The sequence below is a fragment of the Flagellimonas alvinocaridis genome, assembly GCF_965248585.1.
Classification (GTDB): Bacteria; Bacteroidota; Bacteroidia; order Flavobacteriales; family Flavobacteriaceae; genus Flagellimonas; species Flagellimonas alvinocaridis.
In genome coordinates this window covers 206,036-227,411 of sequence record NZ_OZ252111.1, presented here as the reverse complement: position 1 = coordinate 227,411, position 21,376 = coordinate 206,036, and the positions used below count along the sequence as shown (strand labels likewise).

Sequence of the window (21,376 nt, the reverse complement as noted above, 5' to 3'; positions counted from 1 at the left end):
TATATATTCTTACGGAACGCCATGGCCTTGGCTTGCCTCTAAAAGAACAAACCAATCCTGTAATTCCAAATCTATGTTTAAGGCCTTTTTGGCCATGGTTATTCTGTCTTTGTTTGTGGTACCTATAACGGGAAACACTATGGCAGGATGTTTTAGCAGCCATGCCAAAAGCAATTGACTTTCATCCGCTCCATATTTTTCCATCAAGGGCACCATGGTCTTTTTGATTCTTTGGGTCTGTTCCGTTTCTTCCCGGAACAAACTTCCCAAAGGGCTCCAAGCCATGGCCATCCGATCATTGGCTATGCAATCATCAAATGTTCCATCATACATGGGAGAATCATATGTCAGTGAAAATTCTACCTGGTTTCCCGAAACAGGAATGGTCTTCTCCAACATGGCCACTTGGGACGGGGTAAAGTTGGAAACCCCAAACTGTTTGATCTTGCCACTTTTCAATAAAGCATAAATGGCTTCCGCTATTTCATGGGGTTCCATCAACGGACTGGGACGATGCAGTAAGAGCAGGTCCAAATATTCTGTATTCAACTTTTTAAGGGATTGCTCGGCAGACCAAATGATGTAATCCTTACTGTATTCGTAATGGTTGATGCGATTGTCCCTGCCTCGGGTTATCTGTATGCCACACTTTGAAATCAATTGGATATCCTCCCGCTTGATTCCACTTTCGGCATAGGCCTGGCCAAAATCAGCCTCGGTGGAATAGCTACCATAAATATCGGCATGATCAAAAGTGGTAAGCCCCAATTCAATGCAATGCTGCATCAAATCAATCATTTCGTTTTTGGAAAGTTTTTTGCCCCAACTTCCCCATGTCATGGTTCCAGCAATGATCCTGGAATACGTATCTCTCTCTTTCATATGGGTTGAAAGTATAAAATTAAACCCTTAAATCCTTCATAAAACTAGGGGTTTACCGTTTTTTTTAACCATTAATTAACAGGTCAATTTTAAATAAATTTTCATTTTGCACCTCTTAGCATACACACTGACTTAAACATCTAACAATAAAAGTTTATATGGAAGAAAACACTACTATAGATATTAGTGCTGTGAATGAGAAAATTGCCCAAGAAAGTGCTTTTATTGACCTGCTTACCGGTGAAATGAACAAGGCCATTGTGGGTCAAAAACATATGGTAGAGCGGTTGCTCATTGGTCTTTTGGGTCAGGGCCACATTCTTTTGGAAGGGGTTCCCGGGCTCGCCAAGACTTTGGCCATCAATACCTTGGCCAAGGCTGTAAAAGGTAGTTTTAGCCGAATCCAATTTACTCCCGATCTTTTGCCTGCGGATGTGATCGGGACACTCATTTACAATATCAAGGAAAATGATTTTTCCATTAAAAAGGGTCCCATTTTTGCCAACTTCGTGCTAGCAGATGAGATTAACAGGGCTCCGGCCAAAGTACAGTCCGCTTTGTTGGAGGCCATGCAGGAAAAACAAGTGACCATTGGGGACGAGACCTTTAAACTGGACGCCCCATTTTTGGTAATGGCCACCCAAAACCCTGTGGAACAAGAAGGAACCTACCCACTTCCTGAAGCTCAAGTGGACCGTTTTATGTTGAAAACGGTAATAGATTATCCCAAGCTCAACGAAGAACAACTGATTATCCGCCAAAACCTTAAGGGCTCCTATGAGGAAGTAAAACCTGTGGTAAGCATTAAGCAAATTCTAAATGCGCAACAGGCAGTCCGGGAGGTGTATATGGATGAGAAAATTGAAAAATACATTCTGGATTTGGTGTTCGCCACCCGATATCCTGAAAAATATAACCTTGAAAACCTAAAGCCACTAATAAGTTTTGGGGCCTCCCCAAGAGGAAGCATCAACTTGGCCAATGCTTCCAAGTGCTATGCCTTCATCAAAAGGCGTGGGTATGTGATCCCCGAAGATGTTAGGGCCGTTGTGCACGATGTCTTGCGGCACCGTATCGGGATAACCTATGAGGCAGAAGCAGAAAACATCACCTCGGAAGAAATCATAAACAAGATCGTAAACGAGGTAGAAGTACCGTAACGGTTCAATGTTTCTCGGTCAAAGTAGCAATGCTTTAAACCAACCCGAAAACCCATTTTTTGAACCCAATGGATACAAAGGAACTACTTAAGAAGGTACGTAAAATTGAGATAAAGACCCGCCGTCTTTCCGACCATATTTTTGGTGGGGAGTACCATTCTACCTTTAAAGGTAGGGGCATGACCTTCAGTGAAGTGAGGCAGTACCAATTTGGGGATGACGTGCGGTCCATTGACTGGAACGTTACAGCTCGGTACAATGAACCCTACGTTAAAGTCTTTGAGGAAGAAAGGGAACTCACCATGATGCTGATGGTGGATGTGAGCGGCTCCGAGCTTTTTGGAACATCCAATCAGTTTAAAAAAGAAGTCATTACCGAAATTTCGGCAACACTGGCCTTTTCAGCATTACAGAACAACGACAAAGTGGGGATAATTTTATTCTCCGATGAAGTAGAGCTCTTTATTCCTCCCAAAAAAGGGAAAAGTCATGTGCTCCGTATTATCCGAGAGCTTTTGGAGTTTACCCCACAAAGCAGTGAGACCAATATTGCCGAAGCCTTAAAGTTCCTTACCAATGTGATGAAGAAAAAGGCCATCGTTTTTGTGCTGTCGGATTTTATTGCCGATGATTATAACAATACCCTTCGTATAGTAGGAAACAAACACGATGTTACCGGCATTCGTGTTTTTGACGAACGGGAAGAATCCATTCCCAATCTGGGTATGGTACAAATGATGGATGCGGAGACCGGAACCATGCAGTTGGTGAACACCCAATCCAAAAAAGTTCGCTCTGCTTATGGTCAGTTCCACAAAGACAAAGTAGGCTATTTCATGGATTCGTTTACCAAAAGTGGCTGCGGTGTCATCAATTGCAGGGTAGACGAGAGTTATGTAAGAAAATTGTTGGGCTATTTTAAACGAAGAGGATAAATGCTAATTGAAAGTTTAAAATTGAAAAATCAAAAAGTATCGGTGCAATTTGTACTGGGAGTTCTTCTTTGCCTTTTTCTATTGCCTCTTTCAGGATTCTCACAAACAGACTCCAAAATCACTGCCAATGTGGATACCCTATCCATAAAAATTGGGGAGCAGATAAAATATACCATTACTGTGGAAACCGATTCCACCGATGTGGTCCACTTTCCAGAAGGACAGACTTTTTCTCCTTTAGAAACGGTGGAAGCCATCATAGGAGATACCATTAAGAATAATGATAAGGTTGTCTTGCGACGCATTTATGCCCTCACTCAGTTTGATAGCGGCGCATACACTATCCCTCCGCAACGTATCGCCATTAATGAACGGCCTTTTTTCACAGACTCTTTTAATATAAAAGTGGGAGATGTGGCCGTGGACACCACTAAGCAGAAAATGTTCGACATAAAACCACTCATACAGGTAGATCGTAGTAATGCCGAACTCTGGAAAACTTTACTTTGGGTTCTCTTGGGTTTACTCGTGGTTGGCGGCTTGGTCTACTGGTTCTTCCTAAGAAAAAAGCCCCTGACAGAAGAGGAAAAGGTGGCTTTGCTACCTCCTTATGACAGAGCTTTAATGGAGTTAAAAAAGTTGGAAAACTCCAGATACCTCATTCAAGATGAGTACAAAAAATACTATTCTGAGCTTACGGACATTGTTCGCTTGTACCTTGAGGACGAAGTGCATGTTTCTGCCATGGAAAGCACCACGGAACAGCTGATCACCAAGTTGGAGATGCTAAAAGATGCCGGAGAGCTAAAGTTGGACGATGAAACCCTAAAACAATTTCAGAAAATATTGCAGACCGCAGACTTGGTGAAATTTGCCAAATCCAAGCCTGCCAGTTCAGTAGCCGAACAAGACCGAAAGCTTGTGGAGCAAATAGTGGTAAAAACCCACGATGCCCTCCCCGAGCCCACAGAGGAAGAATTATTGCTGAATGAAGAATATCTGGAAGAACTCGCCAAGAAAAAACAACGCAAACGCATCTACTGGGCTGCAGCCATTTTTGCGGGGCTAGTTTTTGTAGGCACAGGAGTATCGGTAGCCTATTATGGTTTTAAACAGGTAAGGGACACCGTTTTTGGCTATCCCACCAAAGACCTTTTGGAAGGCGAATGGGTGTCTAGCTCATACGGATTTCCCCCTGTTGAACTGGAAACCCCTGAAGTACTGATTAGGGATGAATCAATGATTACTCCTGAAATAAGGGAACGACTAAAGGATATCAGCAGTTTTCAATATGGTAGTGCTGTCGGCATGTTCAGCATTAGAACATCTTCGACAATATTTAAGGATGATGTGGAACCAAACTTTGAAAAAACTGTGGAATTTTATCTTAAAAGTCTTGAATCCCAAGGAGCAAGAAATATTATTGTCAAACAAGAAGAATTTCAGACCAAGTCTGGAGTTCCTGGTTTGAAAACTTACGGAACAGGAAGCTTTATACTACCTGTTTTGGGAGAAATCCCAAAAAGCAACTATATACTTCTGAACTTTGGAGGAACCGGATTTATGCAACAGGTAGAAATTTTTTGGTTAGGTGATGATATCTATTCAGAAAAAATCGTGGAAAGAATTTTAGAAACCATTGACGTTAAAACACAGGCATAAATGTTTGAAAATATAGAATTCGCAAATCCACAGTTTTTCTGGTTGCTCTTATTGCTTCCACTGGCTTTGCTATGGTATGTTTTCAAACACAGAAACCAAACTGCGGCCTTGAGAATTTCAAGTATCAAAGGGTTCTCCGTAAGCAGTTGGACATCTAAATTGAGGCCTATTCTATTTGTAATGCGGCTTTTGGCCTTGGCTGCCATCATAACCGCCCTGGCAAGGCCACAGACCGAGGATATCTCCACCCGTACCAAGACCACCAAGGGTATAGACATTGTCATGGCCATAGACGTTTCTTCCAGTATGTTGGCCCGGGATTTAAAACCCAATAGGCTTTCGGCCCTCAAAGAAGTAGCAGCCGATTTTATAAAACAGCGGCCCAACGATCGTATTGGCTTGGTGGGCTATGCAGGTGAGAGTTATACCAAAACCCCCATAACCAGTGATAAAGCTATTGTACTGAACGCACTCAGGGAAATTACCTACGGCGAATTGGAGGATGGTACAGCGATTGGAATGGGATTGGCCACTTCTGTTAACCGTTTGAAAGAGAGCAAGGCCATTAGCAAGGTAATCATTCTATTGACCGATGGGGTAAACAACTCTGGCTTTATTGAACCAAAAACAGCGGCCGATTTGGCGGTAGAATTTGGAATAAAGACCTATACCATTGGTCTGGGCACCAACGGGAATGCCCTTTCCCCCATTGGTTACAATCCAGATGGAAGCTTCCGATATGGTATGCACCAAGTGGAAATTGATGAGGAATTGCTCAAGGAAATAGCAAAAGTCACTGGCGGACAATATTTTAGGGCTACGGACAATGATACATTGGAAGAGATCTATGATGAGATCAATAAATTGGAAAAAACAGAAATAGAAGAGTTTAAATATTATAAATACGAAGAAAAGTTCCGACCGCTGATTTTTTTGGCAGGAGTATTGCTCTTATTGGAATGGGCCCTGCGCAATTCTATATTTAAAAGCTTTATCTAGCATATGATACAGTTTGATGAAAAAACATATTTCTATCTCTTGGGCATTATTCCGGTAATGGTCTTGGCCTTCTTTTTTCTTCAAATCTGGAAAAAAAGGACCCAGCGCCATTTTGCCAACCCCAAATTGCTCAAAAGATTGGCGCCCAACAAATCCAGTTTCAAGTCGGTTATAAAACTGGTGTTTCTACTGGCTGGGCTATCATCACTTATTGTGGGATTGGTAAACCCTAAAATTGGCACAAAACTGGAAACCGTTAAAAGAGAAGGCGTAGATATCGTCTTTGCGGTGGACGTATCCAAAAGTATGTTGGCGGAGGACATTGCCCCAAACCGATTGGAAAAGGCAAAACGTTTGGTATCGGAAATCATCAATCAATTGGCAAGTGACCGTATCGGTATCATTGCCTATGCTGGACAGGCCTATCCGCAATTGCCAATTACTACTGATTATGGTGCGGCCAAGATGTTCTTGCAGAGTATGAACACCGATATGTTGTCATCACAAGGAACTGCCATTGATGCAGCCATAGATTTGGCCACAACCTATTACGATGATACCGAACAGACCAATCGGGTCCTCTTCATAGTTTCTGATGGGGAGGATCACTCCGAAGGAAACACGGCAAACGCCGTTGAAGGCGCCGTAGAAAATGGTATTCGTGTCTTTACCATTGGGGTAGGAAAACCTAAAGGTGCACCCATCCCAATAAAAAGGAATGGCATTGTTGAAAGTTTGAAGAAAGACACCCAAGGCGAAGTGGTCATAACCAAACTCAATGAGGCCGTACTGACCGAAGTTGCCGATCGCGGAAATGGCGAATATATAGACGGTTCCAATACGGAAAATGCCGTGGAACATATCAAAGAACTACTGAACCAGATGGATAAAACAGAATTTGAAGCCAAGCAATTTGCTGAATATCAAGACCAATTTCAATGGTTTCTGGGAGCAGCACTTTTATTTCTATTTTTGGACATTTTCCTTCTGGACAGAAAAACACAATGGTTAAAAAAACTAAATCTTTTCAATGAACATGATGATGACTAAGATGAGATTGATGTTTGTTCTCGTGCTATGCACAAGCTATGCCATGGCGCAGGAAGAAATAGCGGACAAAAGCGCCGAAAAGGCACTTAAGGCCTCCACTAACCTTACTTATGAGGCCAATGGAGAGCTAAGTTCCAATGATTTTATTGCGGCAGAGGCCAATTATAGAAAAGCCATTTCCAAGAGTGAAAAAAACGTGGTGGCACCATTCAATTTAGGAAATGCCTACTACAACCGTGAGAGTTTTGGAGAAGCCTTTGGTCGCTACAAACAAGCTGGAGAAAAAGCAGAAAACAAGCCCGAAAAACACAAGGCCTTTCACAATATGGGCAATGTGTTTATGAAGAACAAGGAATACGAAAAGGCCGTTGAAGCCTACAAGGAAGCCTTGCGCAGCAATCCCAATGATGACGAGACCCGTTACAACTTGGCCCTAGCAAAAAAGATGCTTGAAAAACAGCAAGACGAGCAACAGAACGATCAAAATCAGGATAACGAAGACAAGCAGGACCAACAAGATCAAAATCAGGATCAAAACCAAGATCAGAACAACGAGGGGGATAACGACAAACAGGACGAAGGGAAACAAAACGAGGACGAAAACAAAGATCAAGGAGATCAGGGAGAAAACGGAGAGGACAAGCCCGAAGAAAATAAAGAAGGGGATGGTGACAAAAAGAAGGAGCAGGAGAAAAAACCAAATCAGGGCGATCAACCCGACGACCAAAAACAACAGCCAAGACCCAATCAGCTCTCTGAACAACAAATTCAGAACCTCCTAGAAGCTATGCAGAACGAAGAAAAAAAGGTTCAGGAAAAAATGGAGGCAAGAAAAGTGAGAGGCAAAAAAGTCAGAAACGAAAAAGACTGGTAATGTATAGGTTGAGGGGCAACATATTACTTTTTACAATCATATTCTTCTTGGCGGGGGCTTCCAGCCAAGCCCAAGAAGAAGAGGTTACTTTTGAAATGAACCTCAGCAAGGAAAAATTGGGCATTAATGAACGCCTTCGTGTGGAGTTTACCATGAACAAGGATGGAGATAACTTTAACCCTCCCCCCTTTGAAGGTTTTAAGGTGGTCATGGGGCCTTCCCAATCCATAAGCTCTTCATGGATCAACGGAAAAAGGAGCTTTTCAAAAACATATTCCTATATTTTGGTGCCTACGGCAAGAGGTTCCTTCACTATAAAGCAAGCGACCATCGAAATTGCCGGCGAAACATACAAAACACTTTCCAAAACGGTTGAAGTAACTGCGGCGGTGGACAAACCCAGCGATCAAAAAACTGTGGATGATGTGGCCGATGAGAACCTACATTTGGTAGCAGAAGTTTCCAAGGGAAATTCTTATCTCAATGAGGCCGTTACCGTCATCTATAAGCTTTATGTAAGCCCAAATATTAGTGTTACCAACTACAGGGAACTGGACAATCCAACGTACAACAATTTTTGGAGCCAAGACATTCCCGTTACCAGACGTACCGCCGAAAATGGCACCTATCAAGGAAAATCATACCGCTATGTAGTCTTGAAAAGAGTTGTTCTCTATCCACAAAAAGCGGGACAACTTGATATTGAACCTCTTTCCTTGGAGGTTTTTGTTGATGTTCCTACCAACCGAAGGGATTTTTTCGGTGGACGCATTTACACCCAGACCAGTAAAACGGTATCTGCCGGGAAAAGGACCATAAACGTGAAACCACTTCCAGAAAATGGAAAGCCTGCAAATTTTGGTGGAGCCGTAGGGGATTTCGAATTTTCTGTTTCTGCCTCCAAAAAACAGTTGAACGCATCAGAATCCCTACAAGCCATTGTAGAGGTTTCCGGAAAGGGCAACCTGAAACTCTTTCAACTCCCTGAACCCGAACTTCCAAGTGCTTTGGAGGTTTATGATCCGGAGTATGAAGAAAACATTCAAACTTATAGCTCGGGAATGGAAGGTAAAGTTTCCAACAATTATACCATTGTGCCTTCATTTAGGGGGAAATACCCCATTCCAAGTATTTCCTTTAGCTATTTTAATCCCAAAACGGAAAAATACATCACCCTCAACTCCGATGAAATCAATATAGAGGTGTTGGAGGGACCAACAAATTCTGCAAGTAACAATGCCGTAGGTACGGCAACCAATAAACAACTGGTTGTTCCAACAGGAAAGCAGTTTCATTTTATTAAACTAAACCCTAACCTAAGTCCTATTGGTGTAAACTACTTTTTTGGTTCCAGAGCATTTTATCTATGGCTTCTTGGTCCCCTTCTTCTAATTCCGATTGCAATTTTTTCATTCAAGAAAAGGGAAGCAATTGCCCAAGATGTTGTGGGCAACAAGATAAAAAAAGCCAACAAACTGGCCAGAAAATATCTATCCACTGCCAAAAAAGAATTAGGCAACAAAGAAGCCTTTTATGTGGCTTTGGAGAAAGGACTTCACAACTATCTAAAAGCCAAGCTGAAAATCGAGACCTCAGAATTCAGCAAAGAAAAAATAACCTCCATCCTTTTGGACAAAAAAGTGGAGGACACAGATGTGGAAGGGTTTATTGAGCTATTGAAAAGCTGTGAAATGGCCAGATATAGCCCATTTTCGGATGTGCAAATGCAAAATGACTATGATAAGGCCAGCGGGGTAATTTCAAATTTGGACAAACAGTTATGAGTATAAAAAAAATAGTGCTTTTAATTGCCCTCTTTTCGGCTTCCCTTGGTTTCTGCCAAAGTAACGCCCTGTTTGATCAGGCTACAGAATATTACAACAAAGGGGAATACGATAAAGCCATAGATAATTACAAAAAAATTCTTGATACTGGGGAACATTCCGCACAATTGTATTTTAATATGGGTAACTGCCATTATAAGCTAAATGCCATTGGGCCCAGTATTTATTATTATGAAAAAGCCTTGTTGTTAGACCCCAATGATGCGGAAATCAGGAACAATCTAGGTTATGCCCAAAACATGAGGCTAGACGCCATAGAAAGCATCCCCAAAACCGAGATTGCCCAAATCTATGGAAAAATTGTGAACCTCTTTTTCTTTGATCAATGGGCTTATGTGGCCATAGGTTTTGCCTTTTTGTTTGTTCTGGGTTATCTGGCCTATTTTTTTCTCCGATTTGCCAATCAAAAACGGATAGCTTTTATCGTGAGCATTTTTGCACTTTCCTTGAGTGTTGTGTCCATTTTAATGGCTTATCTGCAAAATCAAGAGTTTAAAAAAGACAATCCGGCCATAGTTTTCAGTAAACAGGTCAATGTGTCGTCTGAACCCAACAATAACAGTGAAATTGTCTTCACCCTTCACGAAGGAACAAAAGTAAATGTGTTGGATCAACTTGACGATTGGAGGAAAATTAAATTGGCGGATGGCCAAACTGGATGGTTGTTGACCGATAATATTAAGTTGTTGAAAGACTTTTAAATATTATTTAACAAACTTTTTTGCGCTTCCTTTTATTTTTGCAAAAAAACTGTATAGTGCTAAGACTTTTGGCTCTTCCTTTTGTCTCGGTGATACTGGTCACAATTTTAATGGCCTCACCCTTTGTTCCCCTTCTGGGCAAGGAGTACTGTACCGCAATAATTCTTGGTTCCTCTGAAGAGGAAAACAACAGCAAGGAAACAACTGGTAGCAAGAACTTTGAGAGTAAGTTTTTTCTACTTCGCAATTTTTTCCCTGTAGATTCTACACTAAACCAAGAAAAAGATTTTGATGCTCTAGCCTATATTTTTAGAGTTTTGGATTGCACCATTGAGATTCTTGACCCACCTCCCAAGAGATTGATTTAATTTTTTTTCTTTTTTAAACACATCAAAAATCAATTTCTAACAGTCTTCAGTAAATTATAAATCCCTGAAGACACCATTACTATATTAATCATGTTCAAGTATATAAAAAATGACTTGCCAGCCAGTATTGTGGTCTTTTTTGTGGCACTACCCCTCTGTTTGGGAATTGCCCTGGCCAGTGGCGCCCCTCTTTTTTCGGGTCTTATCGCAGGAATCATAGGAGGGATCGTTGTGGGTTCACTAAGTGGATCTCAAATAGGTGTTAGTGGGCCCGCTGCGGGGCTTGCTGCAATTGTATTAACTGCCATAGGTACTTTGGGAGGTTATGAAAACTTTCTTGTGGCCGTGGTCTTGGGTGGAATCATCCAAATTGTTTTTGGCTTATTAAAAGCTGGGGTTATTGCCTACTATTTCCCGTCATCAGTAATCAAAGGAATGCTTACCGGTATTGGAATCATTATAATCCTAAAGCAAATTCCACATTTCTTTGGATACGATGCCGACCCAGAAGGAGATTTTGCATTCTTCCAAGTTGATGGTGAAAATACGTTTAGCGGAATTATATCTGCCATTAATTCCATTAGTCCGGGGGCAACTGTGATTGCCGTTGTGGCTTTGTCCATTCTTATTCTTTGGGATAGGGTATTGAGCAAAAAATCAAAGATTTTTCAGTTGATCCAAGGACCTTTGGTAGCCGTGGTTTTGGGAATTGTTTATTTTGCCTTTACCTCTGGTGATGGCACTTGGGGTATTTCTGCAGAGCATTTGGTAAGTGTTCCTGTTCCTGACAGTTTAGAGTCGTTTGCCGGGTTGTTCAGTTTCCCAAATTTTTCGGTCATAACCAATTCCGAGATTTGGATTACTGCCTTTACCATTGCACTCGTGGCCAGTTTGGAGACTTTACTTTGTGTTGAAGCAACTGATAAGTTGGACCCACATAAACGTGTAACCCCTACCAACAGGGAGCTATTGGCACAAGGTGTCGGAAACAGTTTATCCGGTTTGGTTGGCGGATTGCCCATAACCCAAGTAATTGTTCGTAGTTCTGCCAATATACAATCTGGAGGTAGAACCAAAGCTTCAGCTATTATTCATGGATTCTTTTTATTGGCTTCGGTAGTTTTAATCCCAACGCTACTAAATATGATTCCTCTATCCGTCTTGGCGGCCATCCTCTTCGTTGTTGGTTATAAGTTGGCTAAGCCAAGTTTGTTCAAGACCATGTATAATTCTGGTTGGAAACAGTTTGTTCCTTTTGTTGTTACCGTGATTGGAATCGTGTTTACCGATCTTTTGGTAGGTATAGGATTAGGCCTGGGCGTAGGGATTGTGGTAATCCTTATAAAAAGCTACCAAAATTCGCATTTCCTTCATATTGAGGATAATAGCAATGGTGTACATAAAATTAAAATGACTTTGGCAGAAGAAGTTACCTTTATCAACAAAGGAGCTATTCTAAAAGAGTTGGACAGGCTTCCTGAAAATTCATACCTTGAACTTGATGTTAGAAAGACAAGGTTCTTGGACAATGACATTATTGAAATTTTGGAAGACTTTTCGGCCAAAGCCAAAAATAGAAATATTGACATTACCATTATTTCCGAACGAGGCATTGCGGAAAACCCAAAAAGTTACATTGAATTCTTTAATCTAAGACCGAAAAAATCGGCATAACTATAGTGATATGAAAGCACACACAAAAGAAACACAAGCCACCATGACCCCAGAAAAAGCCATTGCTTTTTTAAAGGAGGGCAATGAGCGTTTTCAACAGAACCTAAAAGCCAATAGAAACTTATTGGAACAAGTAAACGACACCAAAGATGGGCAATTTCCTTTTGCCACCATCCTAAGTTGTATAGACTCCAGGGTTTCTGCAGAACTAGTATTTGACCAGGGTTTAGGGGACATATTTAGTGTTAGAATAGCCGGAAACTTTGTCAATGAAGACATCCTTGGAAGTATGGAGTTTGCCTGTAAGCTGGCAGGAACCAAATTATTGGTTGTCCTTGGCCATACTAGTTGTGGAGCCGTAAAAGGGGCCTGTGATCATGCCCGCCTTGGCAACTTAACAAAGCTTATCAACAAAATTGAACCTGCTGTTGATGCGGTTACCGAGCCAAGAGACGAGTCCTTGAGAAATTCCAAGAACCTTGACTTTGTAGATTCCGTTGCGGTTAAAAATGTAGAACTGACCTTGGATAACATCAGAAATCAGAGTCCCATCCTAAAGGAAATGGAAGAACAAGGAGAAATAGCCATTGTAGGAGGTATGTATGACATATCTGATGGTAAAGTTACTTTCATGTAAGCCACAAACTCTATGATCTTAAAGGCCGATGATTACGTAATCATCGGCCTTTTTATGTCCTAAAATTAGTATCTTCATGCGGTATAAATTTAATACTGGCATATGTTCAAACACCTAAGAGGAGACCTTTTTGGAGGAATAACCGCAGGAATCGTGGCACTTCCTCTGGCACTTGCGTTTGGTGTCAGCTCTGGTCTAGGACCCAGCGCTGGATTATATGGTGCCATTTTCATTAGCTTTTTTGCAGCCCTCTTTGGTGGCACCAACACCCAGATATCTGGACCTACAGCCCCTATGACAGCGGTGAGTATGGTGGTTATTGCCAGTATTGTTGCCGTTAACGACGGTGATGTAACCAAGGCCCTCCCTGCTATTTTAACTATTTTTCTTTTGGCAGGTCTAATGCAAATAGGGTTAGGATTGGTTGGGTTGGGAAAATATATAAAATACATTCCCTATCCTGTAGTTTCTGGTTTTATGACAGCCATTGGTGTAATTATTTTGGTTACACAGATATTACCAGCTGTAGGATATTACCCAAAGGAAGATTTGGAGTTTGTAAATCAATATATGCCCGAAGCCGAGGAGAAAATCTTGGAAAATATTCTTAGGGAAGAAGCAGGCGAAGGCATTCTGGTATTGGAAAACTTTGAAGAAACCATAAAGCGTGCAAGTACCATAACAGAAGCCGATATGAACAAGGAGGCCAGTACCTTGGCCGCCAAAGATGCTTCAGGTGTTTTGGGAACCATAAAGGTTCTTCCCCGTGCATTACTGAACATAAATTGGTTGGAACTGGCCCTCGCCTTGGCCACCATTTTTATCATCTATGGTTTCAAAAGAATCACAACTGCCGTTCCCAGTACCTTGGTAGCCCTGTTGGTAGTTTCTGGAGTGGCATTTGGTTTTGGATTGGATTATCGTCCCATCGAACAAATTCCCAGCGGATTGCCCATCCCGAACTTGGAGATATTTTCAGGATTTAACCTGAACTCCATTGCCCCGCATATTTTTACTGCACTTACACTTGCCCTGCTTGGGGCAATAGACTCGTTGCTCACCTCGGTAGTAGCGGATAACATGACCCAAACCAAGCACAAACCAAACAAAGAATTGGTTGGACAGGGTATTGGCAACAGTATTGCAGCTGTTTTTGGGGGTATTCCCGGGGCTGGGGCCACCATTAGAACTGTTGTCAACATTAATTCTGGTGGCAAAACCAGGCTTTCAGGAATGGTCGCCGGTATTTTATTGCTCGTTATTCTTCTCGCCCTTGGCCCTGTGGCCTCTCAAATTCCCGCTGCGGTTTTAGCAGGTATATTGGTCACCGTGGGTATAGGAGTAATGGACTATAGAGGGTTGAAAGCAATTCCACACCTTCCAAAGGATATTAAGTTAGGCCCAATGAAGTTGAGCTCAGAAGTAATCATCATGTTGGTGGTGTTGGTTCTATCTTCCATATGGAACTTGGTATATGCTGTAGGTATAGGGTTGGTAATTGCATCATTGATGTTCATGAAAAAAATTGGAGACCTTACTGCAAAAAGATCTGATGTAAAACCCCTGAAAGAAGAAGCATGGTCCGATGAGAAGAATCTCTCGCAAAAAATTAAGGAAGATGTTTTCATTAAGCACATTAAGGGACCCTTGTTCTTTGGTTCCACCAGCGATTTTCAGCAACTGGCATCCCAAATTCCAAATACCGCGTCCACAGTCATAATCCGAATGGGGCGCATGCAATACATGGACCAGTCTGGTCTTTATGCCATGGAAGATGTGCTGCAGGATTTGAACAGGAAAAACATTAGGGTACTCTTGGTGAGTATCCTGGACCAACCCAAATACATGATGGAACGTATTGATATTATCCCAGGCTTAGTTCCTCAGGAGCATATTTTTGACACTTTTAAGTCCTGCATGAATTGGATTGGCAATGGTTCTGAGAGTGTTAAACCCTAATTCCATACTACAGATAAACCCATGCTTTTCCTAAAATTTCCAAATGATTCAGGACCTATTTATTTAGAAACCCTGGATGGAAGATTTCCTGTGGAGCCTTATAACACCCTAAGCAATCTTATCTTTTTGTTCATTATTATTTATTGGGGTTTAAAAGTGTATAAGAACACTAAAGAACATCTTTTTTTAGCTTGGGTTCTCCCGGTAATTGCCGTTAGCTATGTTGGCGGCACTATTTACCATGCCACAAGAAGTCATGAATTCTGGCTTAGGCTAGACTGGATGCCCATTATGTTCCTTTGCGCTGCCCTGGTCATTTATTTTATTTTTAAGGTGGTCAAACCGTGGTGGCAACGTCTGCTACTTGTGGTTTTGCTATTAGGTGCCTCTTATATGCTTCGTATCATACCTATGCCAACAGGATGGCGGATTTCATTGGGATATGTGATCACCGCAATTACAATTCTGTTGCCTTTGGTGTGGTACCTTATTAAAACTAAAGGAAAAAATGTTTCGCTGATAATCCTCTCTTTTGCAATTTTTGCAGTGGCCGTAATGTTTCGGAGCATAGACAAAAACCAAACTTTTCTTTCTATGGGCACCCATTGGTTATGGCATTTTTTTGGTGGAGTGGCCGTACATTATCTTATTGCCTACATATTCAAGGACAATTTGCTAAATTTGTCGGCCAATACTGCCAGTAAAAATGATTGAGACTATAAAGGAACACTTGGCTGAAGTGGAAAAATTCACTTCAACCTCAACAGAAGAGATAGAAAATTTCCGAATCAAGTATTTGGGAAAAAAGGGCTTGTTGAACAGTTTCTTTGCCGAGTTCAAAAATGTTCCCAATGAAGAAAAGAAAGAGTTTGGACAGGTTATCAATCAATTGAAAAACTCGGCAACGGAAAAAGTCAACGAACTAAAGACCGGCCTTGAGAACCAAGCGGAAACCACTGGCAAGTTCGGGGATTTGACCCGTCCCGGGGAACCCATAGAAATTGGGGCAAGGCATCCCATTTCCATTGTTAAGAATCAAATCATTGACATCTTCTCAAGAATTGGCTTCAACGTATCCGAAGGTCCGGAAATTGAGGATGATTGGCACAACTTTACAGCGTTGAACCTCCCGGAATACCATCCGGCCAGAGACATGCAGGATACTTTCTTTATCCAAACAGATCCTGACATCCTGTTGCGTACCCACACCTCATCCGTACAGGTCAGGTATATGGAAAGCAACAAACCACCCATCCGGACCATTTCTCCCGGTAGAGTATATCGAAATGAGGCCATTTCTGCCCGTTCACATTGTTTTTTCCATCAAGTGGAAGGTTTGTATGTGGACAAGAACGTATCCTTTGCCGACTTAAAACAGACCTTGCAATATTTTACTTCTGAGATGTTCGGAAAATCCAAAATCCGACTCAGACCTTCTTATTTCCCTTTTACCGAACCCAGTGCCGAAGTGGATGTATACTGGGGCCTTGAAACAGAAACCGATTACCGGATGACCAAGGGTACCGGCTGGTTGGAAATCATGGGTTGCGGAATGGTAGACCCCAATGTGCTACGCAATTGTGGCATAGATCCCGAAGTATATTCCGGATTTGCCTTTGGTATGGGAATAGACCGTATTGCCCTATTATTGCATCAAATTTCGGACATTCGCCTGTTGAGCGAGAATGATGTCCGGTTCTTGGAGCAGTTCAAAAGTGCCTTATAATTCCCTTATTTTCATTGTGTTAGATTTGAATACGACCGCCAGATGATTTTTTAACAGAAGTTTAAGTTCGTTTGGTTTTGTTGGTTCCGAACTAAAAGTAATTTTGCGGCGTTAAATCCATTTCATGGTAACTGCAAATCAACAACTTATAGAAACATTAGGGATTCACCTTGAAGGAGAGTACAATTTGCCGCCTTTGGCCGCAAGAATCTACGCCATCCTTATTTTAACCGATGAGGACGGCCTCACTTTTGAGGACTGTCTGGAAAAAAGAGGGGCCAGTAAAAGCTCAACCTCAACCTCTTTGAACCTTCTTCTTAACATGGGAATCATCACCTACTTTACAAAACCGGGTGATAGAAGGCGATATTTTTCTGTTGCCAAACAAAAGACCTTTTTCCTTTCCAAGCTCCAGGAAAATCTTAAACGATTGGAAAAGGAAAAGGAAATCATCACCTTGGTCTTGGAACATCACAAAAAAAGTAGCCCAAAAAAACTCAAGGAGGGACAAGAAAGAACCCATATCTACTTGGACTATGTGAATAAAAATGAAAAGCTTCTAAGAGAGTCCATTGAAAAACTTGAAAAAAATATAGACTGAAAAAATAATGCTTACCCAACTATTCAAAAACCTTAACACCACTAACAAAGTCATGAAAACAGCCCATATAGCCTTAACCCTAGTTACTGCTTTGATCCTCTCCTCTTGTGGGGAAAAAGCCCAGCAACGAACCGCACCACCTCCCCCTACCTTAAAGGTGAGCAATCTAAAAAAACAAGACGTTACCATTTATAAGGTCTATGCTACTTCCGTGGAAGGAAAGCAAAACGTGGAGATCTGGCCAAAGGTTTCCGGTTTTGTCCAAAAAATATATGTGGAAGAGGGTCAAAAAGTAAAAAAAGGCCAATTGCTCTTTAAATTGGAGACCCAGACCCTTACCCAAGATGCCAATGCCGCCAAAGCTGCCGTGAATGTGGCCCAAGTGGAAGTGGACAAGCTTGTGCCCTTGGTGGAAAAAGGCATCATCAGTAATGTACAATTGGAAACGGCAAAGGCAAGACTGGCTCAGGCCAAAAGTACCTATCAAAGTATTTCCGCCAATATAGGCTATTCCAACATCAATAGCCCTGTTGATGGTTTCATTGGGGCAATTCCCTATAAGGAAGGTGCTTTGGTAAGCAATGCCATGACACAACCCTTGACAGTGGTGTCCGATATTAGTAGTGTCCGAGCATATTTTTCAATGAATGAAAAAGAGCTATTGGACATGAAGCAACGCATGGCTTCCAATGGAAACCCGCTTACCACCGATACTGCCCCAGAGGTGGAATTGGTCATGATCAATGGTGAAATCTATCCGCAAAAAGGAAAAATAGCCATGGTCAACAATATCATCAACGGAACAACAGGAAGTGTAACGTTGAGAGCCGATTTCAACAACCCCGATCAATTGCTCAGCTCCGGGAGTACAGGACAAATAAGAGTTCCTTCAACCTATCAAAATGTATGGGTGATTCCACAGTTTGCCACAGTTGATCTACAAGGCAACAAAATGGTCTATATCCTCCATGATGGCGATACCGTTTCTACCAAGCCTCTTAAAATTGTAGCACAAACAGATACGGATTTCATTGTTTCCGAAGGCTTTGATGAAGGTACTACCATCGTTGCCGAAGGAGTGTCTAAGCTTAGGGACGGACAGACCATAAATCCTGTCAAGTAAAATCATATTGTCAACATTTTTTAGAAGAAAAATATGTTTCAAAAATTTATAGAACGTCCCGTACTTTCTACCGTGATTTCCATAATTATTGTGATTCTGGGAATTTTGGGACTAGCCACCTTACCGGTTGAACAATATCCCGAGATTGCCCCTCCCACGGTTCAAGTTTCTGCAAACTACACAGGAGCCAATGCCGAAACGGTATTAAAAAGTGTTGTAGTACCGCTAGAAGAGCAAATCAATGGTGTTGAAGGCATGACCTACATGACCTCATCAGCAAGTAACGATGGTGCTGCCAACATCAGTGTATTCTTTGAGCTTGGTGTAGACCCGGACATTGCCGCGGTAAACGTACAGAATAGGGTAGCGCGGGCCAACAGTCTATTGCCCCAAGAAGTAATCCAGACCGGGGTAACCACTCGGAAGGCTCAAAACAGTGCGTTGCTTTTCTTCTCTATCTTTTCCAAAAATGAGAATTACGACGCCACCTTTGTGGAAAATTATGCCAAAATCAACTTGGTGCCACGTTTACAACGGATCAAAGGAGTAGGTAATGTAAACGTATTTGGGGCCAAGGATTATTCCATGCGGATATGGATCTCTCCAGATAAAATGGCAGCTTACAATTTGGTTCCTGCAGACATACAAGCGGCGCTTCGAGAGCAAAACCGGGAAGCGGCAACAGGGAAAATCGGTGAAAATTCGGAAGGTATCTTTGAGTATGTCATGAAATACAAGGGTCGACTTTCCGAAGTGGCCGAATACGAAAACATCATCCTAAAAACTACCGATGATGGCGGTTTTCTACGCTTAAAGGACGTTGCCGAGATAGAGTTGGGAGCTTTCAACTATGCCCGAAAAAACTACGGTATGGGAAATCCCGGTGTGGCCGTTGGGGTATATCAAACCTCAGGGTCTAACGCCAAGGATATTATTGATGAGATTGAACAAATTTTGGTGGAAAGCAAATCGGAATTCCCCAAAGGACTGGATTATGTGATCCCATTCAACACCAAAGACTTTTTGGATGCTTCCATTGACCACGTGGTCAAGACCTTGATCGAGGCCTTTATCTTGGTTTTTATTGTGGTATTCCTATTCCTGCAGGACTTTAGGTCTACTTTGATTCCAGCCATTGCCGTGCCTGTGGCCATTGTAGGAACCTTTTTCTTCTTGCAATTGTTTGGCTATTCCATCAACATGTTGACGCTTTTCGCTATGATCTTGGCCATTGGTATTGTGGTGGATGACGCCATTGTGGTGGTCGAAGCTGTCCATGCCAAATTGGAAGAAGGGGCAGATTCGGCAAAGACCGCGACCAAAAAGGCCATGGGAGAAATTTCCGGGGCTATTATCTCCATTACCTTGGTAATGTCCGCCGTATTTATCCCAGTTTCGTTTATCCAAGGATCGTCAGGGGTGTTCTACCAACAATTTGGTATTACCTTAGCTGTGGCCATTTTGATATCGGCCATCAACGCATTGACACTCAGCCCTGCATTGGCCGCACTCTTCCTAAAACCCCACAATCCGGATAAAGAGCATAAATCAGGATTAATGACCCGTTTTTTCAAGGCCTTCAATGTTGGTTTTATGGCCATTACCAATAAATATACCGGCGCTGTAGGCAACTTGGTCAAACGTAAGTGGATTACTGTGGCCCTACTCTTAGGTTTCAGTGCGCTGGCACTTTACCTGTTCCAATCCACACCATCTGGGTTTGTGCCCGATGAGGATCGAGGTATCATCTTTGCCAATGTGAGCATGCCTCCAGGAACCACATTGGAGAAAACCGAGGAAACCATCATGAAACTGGATTCCATTTATGAATCCATGGATGTGGTTGAAGCCCGGATGAGTGTAGCCGGATTCAGCCTATTGAACCGGGTAAGTGCGGGGTCGTATGCCTTCTCCATCATGAAACTGAAGCATTGGAACGAAAGAAAGGAAGATTCCCTTTCCGTAAGTGCCACCATGCAACGTTTGAATGCCACTTCGGCCCAATTCAAAGATGCGCAGATCATATACTTTACCCCTCCCAGCATACAAGGTTTTGGTACCAACTCTGGTTTTGAGGTGCAGCTTCAGAACAAGGGAACGGACGACTGGTTGGCCATAAATGAGGTGAAGAATCAATTCTTGGCGGCGATGAATGCTAGACCGGAAATTCAATATGCCATTTCACAATTTGATCCCGGTTTCCCACAGTACGATTTGGAAATCGATGTGGAAAAACTAAAAATGGCAGGATTCTCCACTACCGATGTGTTCAATGCCCTCCAAGGCTATTATGGGGGAATCTATGCAACGGATTTCAACAAGTTTGGAAAGCAATACCGCGTCATGATCCAGGCAAAACCCCAAGATCGTGCCAATGAAAATTCATTGAACCAAATCTTTGTCCGTAACAGTTCCGGGGAATCCGTAGCGGTAAGTCAGTTTGTTACCCTCAAAAAGATTTACGGTCCAGAGGTGGTAGAGCGATTTAACCTATTGAGTTCCGTGAAAGTAAGCGGTGTGCCCAATCCCGGTTACAGTACGGGAGACGCCATCAATGCCATTGAGGAAGTGGCCGCCCAAGTACTACCAACTTCATACACTTATGACTATTCTGGACTTACCCGTGAAGAAAGCAACGCCAGTTCCCAAACTGTACTCATTTTTATCTTGAGTTTGATTTTTGTGTACTTCCTGCTAAGTGCCCAGTATGAAAGTTACATTGTACCACTTTCTGTACTATTGTCCTTGCCCATCGGTTTGGCCGGGGCTATACTCTTTGTGAATTTGGGTGGATTGGAAAACAACATCTACTTCCAGATTGCCCTGATCATGTTGATTGGTCTTTTGGCCAAAAATGCCATTTTGATCGTGGAGTTTGCCCTACAGCGAAGAAAGGCAGGGTTCTCCCTGTTCAATGCTGCGATTGATGGGGCACGGGCCAGGCTACGTCCTATTTTGATGACCTCCTTTGCCTTCATATTTGGGCTGTTGCCTTTGGCGCTCTCCACAGGAATCGGTGCCATTGGAAACCAATCCATAGGATTGAGTGCCGTTGGGGGAATGCTTATAGGAACCATATTTGGAGTGTTCGTGGTCCCTGTGCTATTTGTCATTTTCCAAGCACTTCAAGAGCGAATTTCAGGAAAGCCGGAACAACTCAATGAAGCAAACCATGCCTAAA

General features: G+C 42.3%; 18 protein-coding genes. 17 read left to right on the top strand and 1 reads right to left on the bottom strand.

Annotation, left to right across the window (positions count from 1 at the left end):
* Positions 1-9 precede the first annotated feature (9 nt).
* The gene (locus ACP14V_RS00975; protein ID WP_272609213.1) at positions 10-882 is read right to left on the bottom strand and encodes an aldo/keto reductase; all 873 of its coding nucleotides are present in this window, start codon (positions 880-882) and stop codon (positions 10-12) included.
* 158 nt (positions 883-1,040) lie between these two features.
* Between ACP14V_RS00975 and ACP14V_RS00970 the strand changes: the two genes are divergently transcribed.
* The 17 genes from ACP14V_RS00970 (at position 1,041) to ACP14V_RS00890 (ending at position 21,375) form a co-directional block, all read left to right on the top strand.
* Positions 1,041-2,042, top strand: a complete 1,002-nt coding sequence (locus ACP14V_RS00970) for an AAA family ATPase (protein ID WP_136565196.1) — start codon at positions 1,041-1,043, stop codon at positions 2,040-2,042.
* Positions 2,043-2,110: 68 nt separating this feature from the next.
* A complete protein-coding gene (locus ACP14V_RS00965) occupies positions 2,111-2,977 on the top strand; it encodes a DUF58 domain-containing protein (RefSeq protein ID WP_136565195.1) in 867 nt (288 codons plus the stop codon).
* Positions 2,978-4,639, top strand: coding sequence for a hypothetical protein (locus ACP14V_RS00960; RefSeq protein WP_272609212.1), 1,662 nt, complete (start codon positions 2,978-2,980; stop codon positions 4,637-4,639).
* A complete protein-coding gene (locus ACP14V_RS00955; RefSeq protein ID WP_272609211.1) occupies positions 4,640-5,638 on the top strand; it encodes a vWA domain-containing protein in 999 nt (332 codons plus the stop codon).
* Positions 5,639-5,641: 3 nt separating this feature from the next.
* A complete protein-coding gene (locus ACP14V_RS00950; protein WP_272609210.1) occupies positions 5,642-6,688 on the top strand; it encodes a VWA domain-containing protein in 1,047 nt (348 codons plus the stop codon).
* Position 6,689: 1 nt separating this feature from the next.
* Positions 6,690-7,562, top strand: coding sequence for a tetratricopeptide repeat protein (locus tag ACP14V_RS00945; protein WP_272609328.1), 873 nt, complete (start codon positions 6,690-6,692; stop codon positions 7,560-7,562).
* The gene (locus tag ACP14V_RS00940; protein WP_272609209.1) at positions 7,562-9,346 is read left to right on the top strand and encodes a BatD family protein; all 1,785 of its coding nucleotides are present in this window, start codon (positions 7,562-7,564) and stop codon (positions 9,344-9,346) included. Before ACP14V_RS00945 ends, ACP14V_RS00940 begins: the two co-directional genes overlap by 1 nt.
* Positions 9,343-10,107, top strand: coding sequence for a tetratricopeptide repeat protein (locus ACP14V_RS00935; RefSeq protein ID WP_272609208.1), 765 nt, complete (start codon positions 9,343-9,345; stop codon positions 10,105-10,107). The genes ACP14V_RS00940 and ACP14V_RS00935 overlap by 4 nt, the downstream gene beginning before the upstream one ends.
* 56 nt (positions 10,108-10,163) lie before the next feature.
* Entirely contained in the window at positions 10,164-10,475 is a 312-nt protein-coding gene (locus ACP14V_RS00930) for a hypothetical protein (protein WP_272609207.1), read from the top strand.
* A gap of 90 nt (positions 10,476-10,565) precedes the next feature.
* Positions 10,566-12,149, top strand: a complete 1,584-nt coding sequence (locus tag ACP14V_RS00925) for a SulP family inorganic anion transporter (protein WP_272609206.1) — start codon at positions 10,566-10,568, stop codon at positions 12,147-12,149.
* 10 nt (positions 12,150-12,159) lie between these two features.
* The gene (locus ACP14V_RS00920; protein ID WP_272609205.1) at positions 12,160-12,786 is read left to right on the top strand and encodes a carbonic anhydrase family protein; all 627 of its coding nucleotides are present in this window, start codon (positions 12,160-12,162) and stop codon (positions 12,784-12,786) included.
* A 102-nt stretch (positions 12,787-12,888) separates the two neighbouring features.
* On the top strand, positions 12,889-14,745 hold the full coding sequence (locus ACP14V_RS00915; RefSeq protein ID WP_272609204.1) for a SulP family inorganic anion transporter: 1,857 nt from the start codon (positions 12,889-12,891) through the stop codon (positions 14,743-14,745).
* Between the two features lie 21 nt (positions 14,746-14,766).
* A complete protein-coding gene (locus ACP14V_RS00910) occupies positions 14,767-15,459 on the top strand; it encodes a hypothetical protein (protein WP_272609203.1) in 693 nt (230 codons plus the stop codon).
* Positions 15,452-16,471 (top strand): phenylalanine--tRNA ligase subunit alpha, encoded by a 1,020-nt coding sequence (gene pheS / locus ACP14V_RS00905; RefSeq protein ID WP_424987673.1) that lies wholly within the window; start codon positions 15,452-15,454, stop codon positions 16,469-16,471. The genes ACP14V_RS00910 and pheS overlap by 8 nt, the downstream gene beginning before the upstream one ends.
* 124 nt (positions 16,472-16,595) lie before the next feature.
* Positions 16,596-17,072: a GbsR/MarR family transcriptional regulator gene (locus ACP14V_RS00900; protein ID WP_136565183.1), complete on the top strand. Its 477-nt coding sequence runs from the start codon at positions 16,596-16,598 to the stop codon at positions 17,070-17,072.
* Positions 17,073-17,124: 52 nt separating this feature from the next.
* On the top strand, positions 17,125-18,195 hold the full coding sequence (locus tag ACP14V_RS00895; protein WP_272609201.1) for an efflux RND transporter periplasmic adaptor subunit: 1,071 nt from the start codon (positions 17,125-17,127) through the stop codon (positions 18,193-18,195).
* A gap of 33 nt (positions 18,196-18,228) precedes the next feature.
* On the top strand, positions 18,229-21,375 hold the full coding sequence (locus ACP14V_RS00890) for an efflux RND transporter permease subunit (RefSeq protein ID WP_272609200.1): 3,147 nt from the start codon (positions 18,229-18,231) through the stop codon (positions 21,373-21,375).
* The last annotated feature ends 1 nt before the right edge of the window (position 21,376 follow it).

What these genes read in the sequence shown, in the direction of transcription:
- ACP14V_RS00975 (WP_272609213.1), bottom strand. Translation starts at nt 882, where the DNA reads ATGAAAGAGAGAGATACGTATTCCAGGATCATTGCTGGAACCATGACA.
- ACP14V_RS00970 (WP_136565196.1), top strand. Translation starts at nt 1,041, where the DNA reads ATGGAAGAAAACACTACTATAGATATTAGTGCTGTGAATGAGAAAATT.
- ACP14V_RS00965 (WP_136565195.1), top strand. Translation starts at nt 2,111, where the DNA reads ATGGATACAAAGGAACTACTTAAGAAGGTACGTAAAATTGAGATAAAG.
- ACP14V_RS00960 (WP_272609212.1), top strand. Translation starts at nt 2,978, where the DNA reads ATGCTAATTGAAAGTTTAAAATTGAAAAATCAAAAAGTATCGGTGCAA.
- ACP14V_RS00955 (WP_272609211.1), top strand. Translation starts at nt 4,640, where the DNA reads ATGTTTGAAAATATAGAATTCGCAAATCCACAGTTTTTCTGGTTGCTC.
- ACP14V_RS00950 (WP_272609210.1), top strand. Translation starts at nt 5,642, where the DNA reads ATGATACAGTTTGATGAAAAAACATATTTCTATCTCTTGGGCATTATT.
- ACP14V_RS00945 (WP_272609328.1), top strand. Translation starts at nt 6,690, where the DNA reads ATGAGATTGATGTTTGTTCTCGTGCTATGCACAAGCTATGCCATGGCG.
- ACP14V_RS00940 (WP_272609209.1), top strand. Translation starts at nt 7,562, where the DNA reads ATGTATAGGTTGAGGGGCAACATATTACTTTTTACAATCATATTCTTC.
- ACP14V_RS00935 (WP_272609208.1), top strand. Translation starts at nt 9,343, where the DNA reads ATGAGTATAAAAAAAATAGTGCTTTTAATTGCCCTCTTTTCGGCTTCC.
- ACP14V_RS00925 (WP_272609206.1), top strand. Translation starts at nt 10,566, where the DNA reads ATGTTCAAGTATATAAAAAATGACTTGCCAGCCAGTATTGTGGTCTTT.
- ACP14V_RS00920 (WP_272609205.1), top strand. Translation starts at nt 12,160, where the DNA reads ATGAAAGCACACACAAAAGAAACACAAGCCACCATGACCCCAGAAAAA.
- ACP14V_RS00915 (WP_272609204.1), top strand. Translation starts at nt 12,889, where the DNA reads ATGTTCAAACACCTAAGAGGAGACCTTTTTGGAGGAATAACCGCAGGA.
- ACP14V_RS00910 (WP_272609203.1), top strand. Translation starts at nt 14,767, where the DNA reads ATGCTTTTCCTAAAATTTCCAAATGATTCAGGACCTATTTATTTAGAA.
- pheS (WP_424987673.1), top strand. Translation starts at nt 15,452, where the DNA reads ATGATTGAGACTATAAAGGAACACTTGGCTGAAGTGGAAAAATTCACT.
- ACP14V_RS00900 (WP_136565183.1), top strand. Translation starts at nt 16,596, where the DNA reads ATGGTAACTGCAAATCAACAACTTATAGAAACATTAGGGATTCACCTT.
- ACP14V_RS00895 (WP_272609201.1), top strand. Translation starts at nt 17,125, where the DNA reads ATGAAAACAGCCCATATAGCCTTAACCCTAGTTACTGCTTTGATCCTC.
- ACP14V_RS00890 (WP_272609200.1), top strand. Translation starts at nt 18,229, where the DNA reads ATGTTTCAAAAATTTATAGAACGTCCCGTACTTTCTACCGTGATTTCC.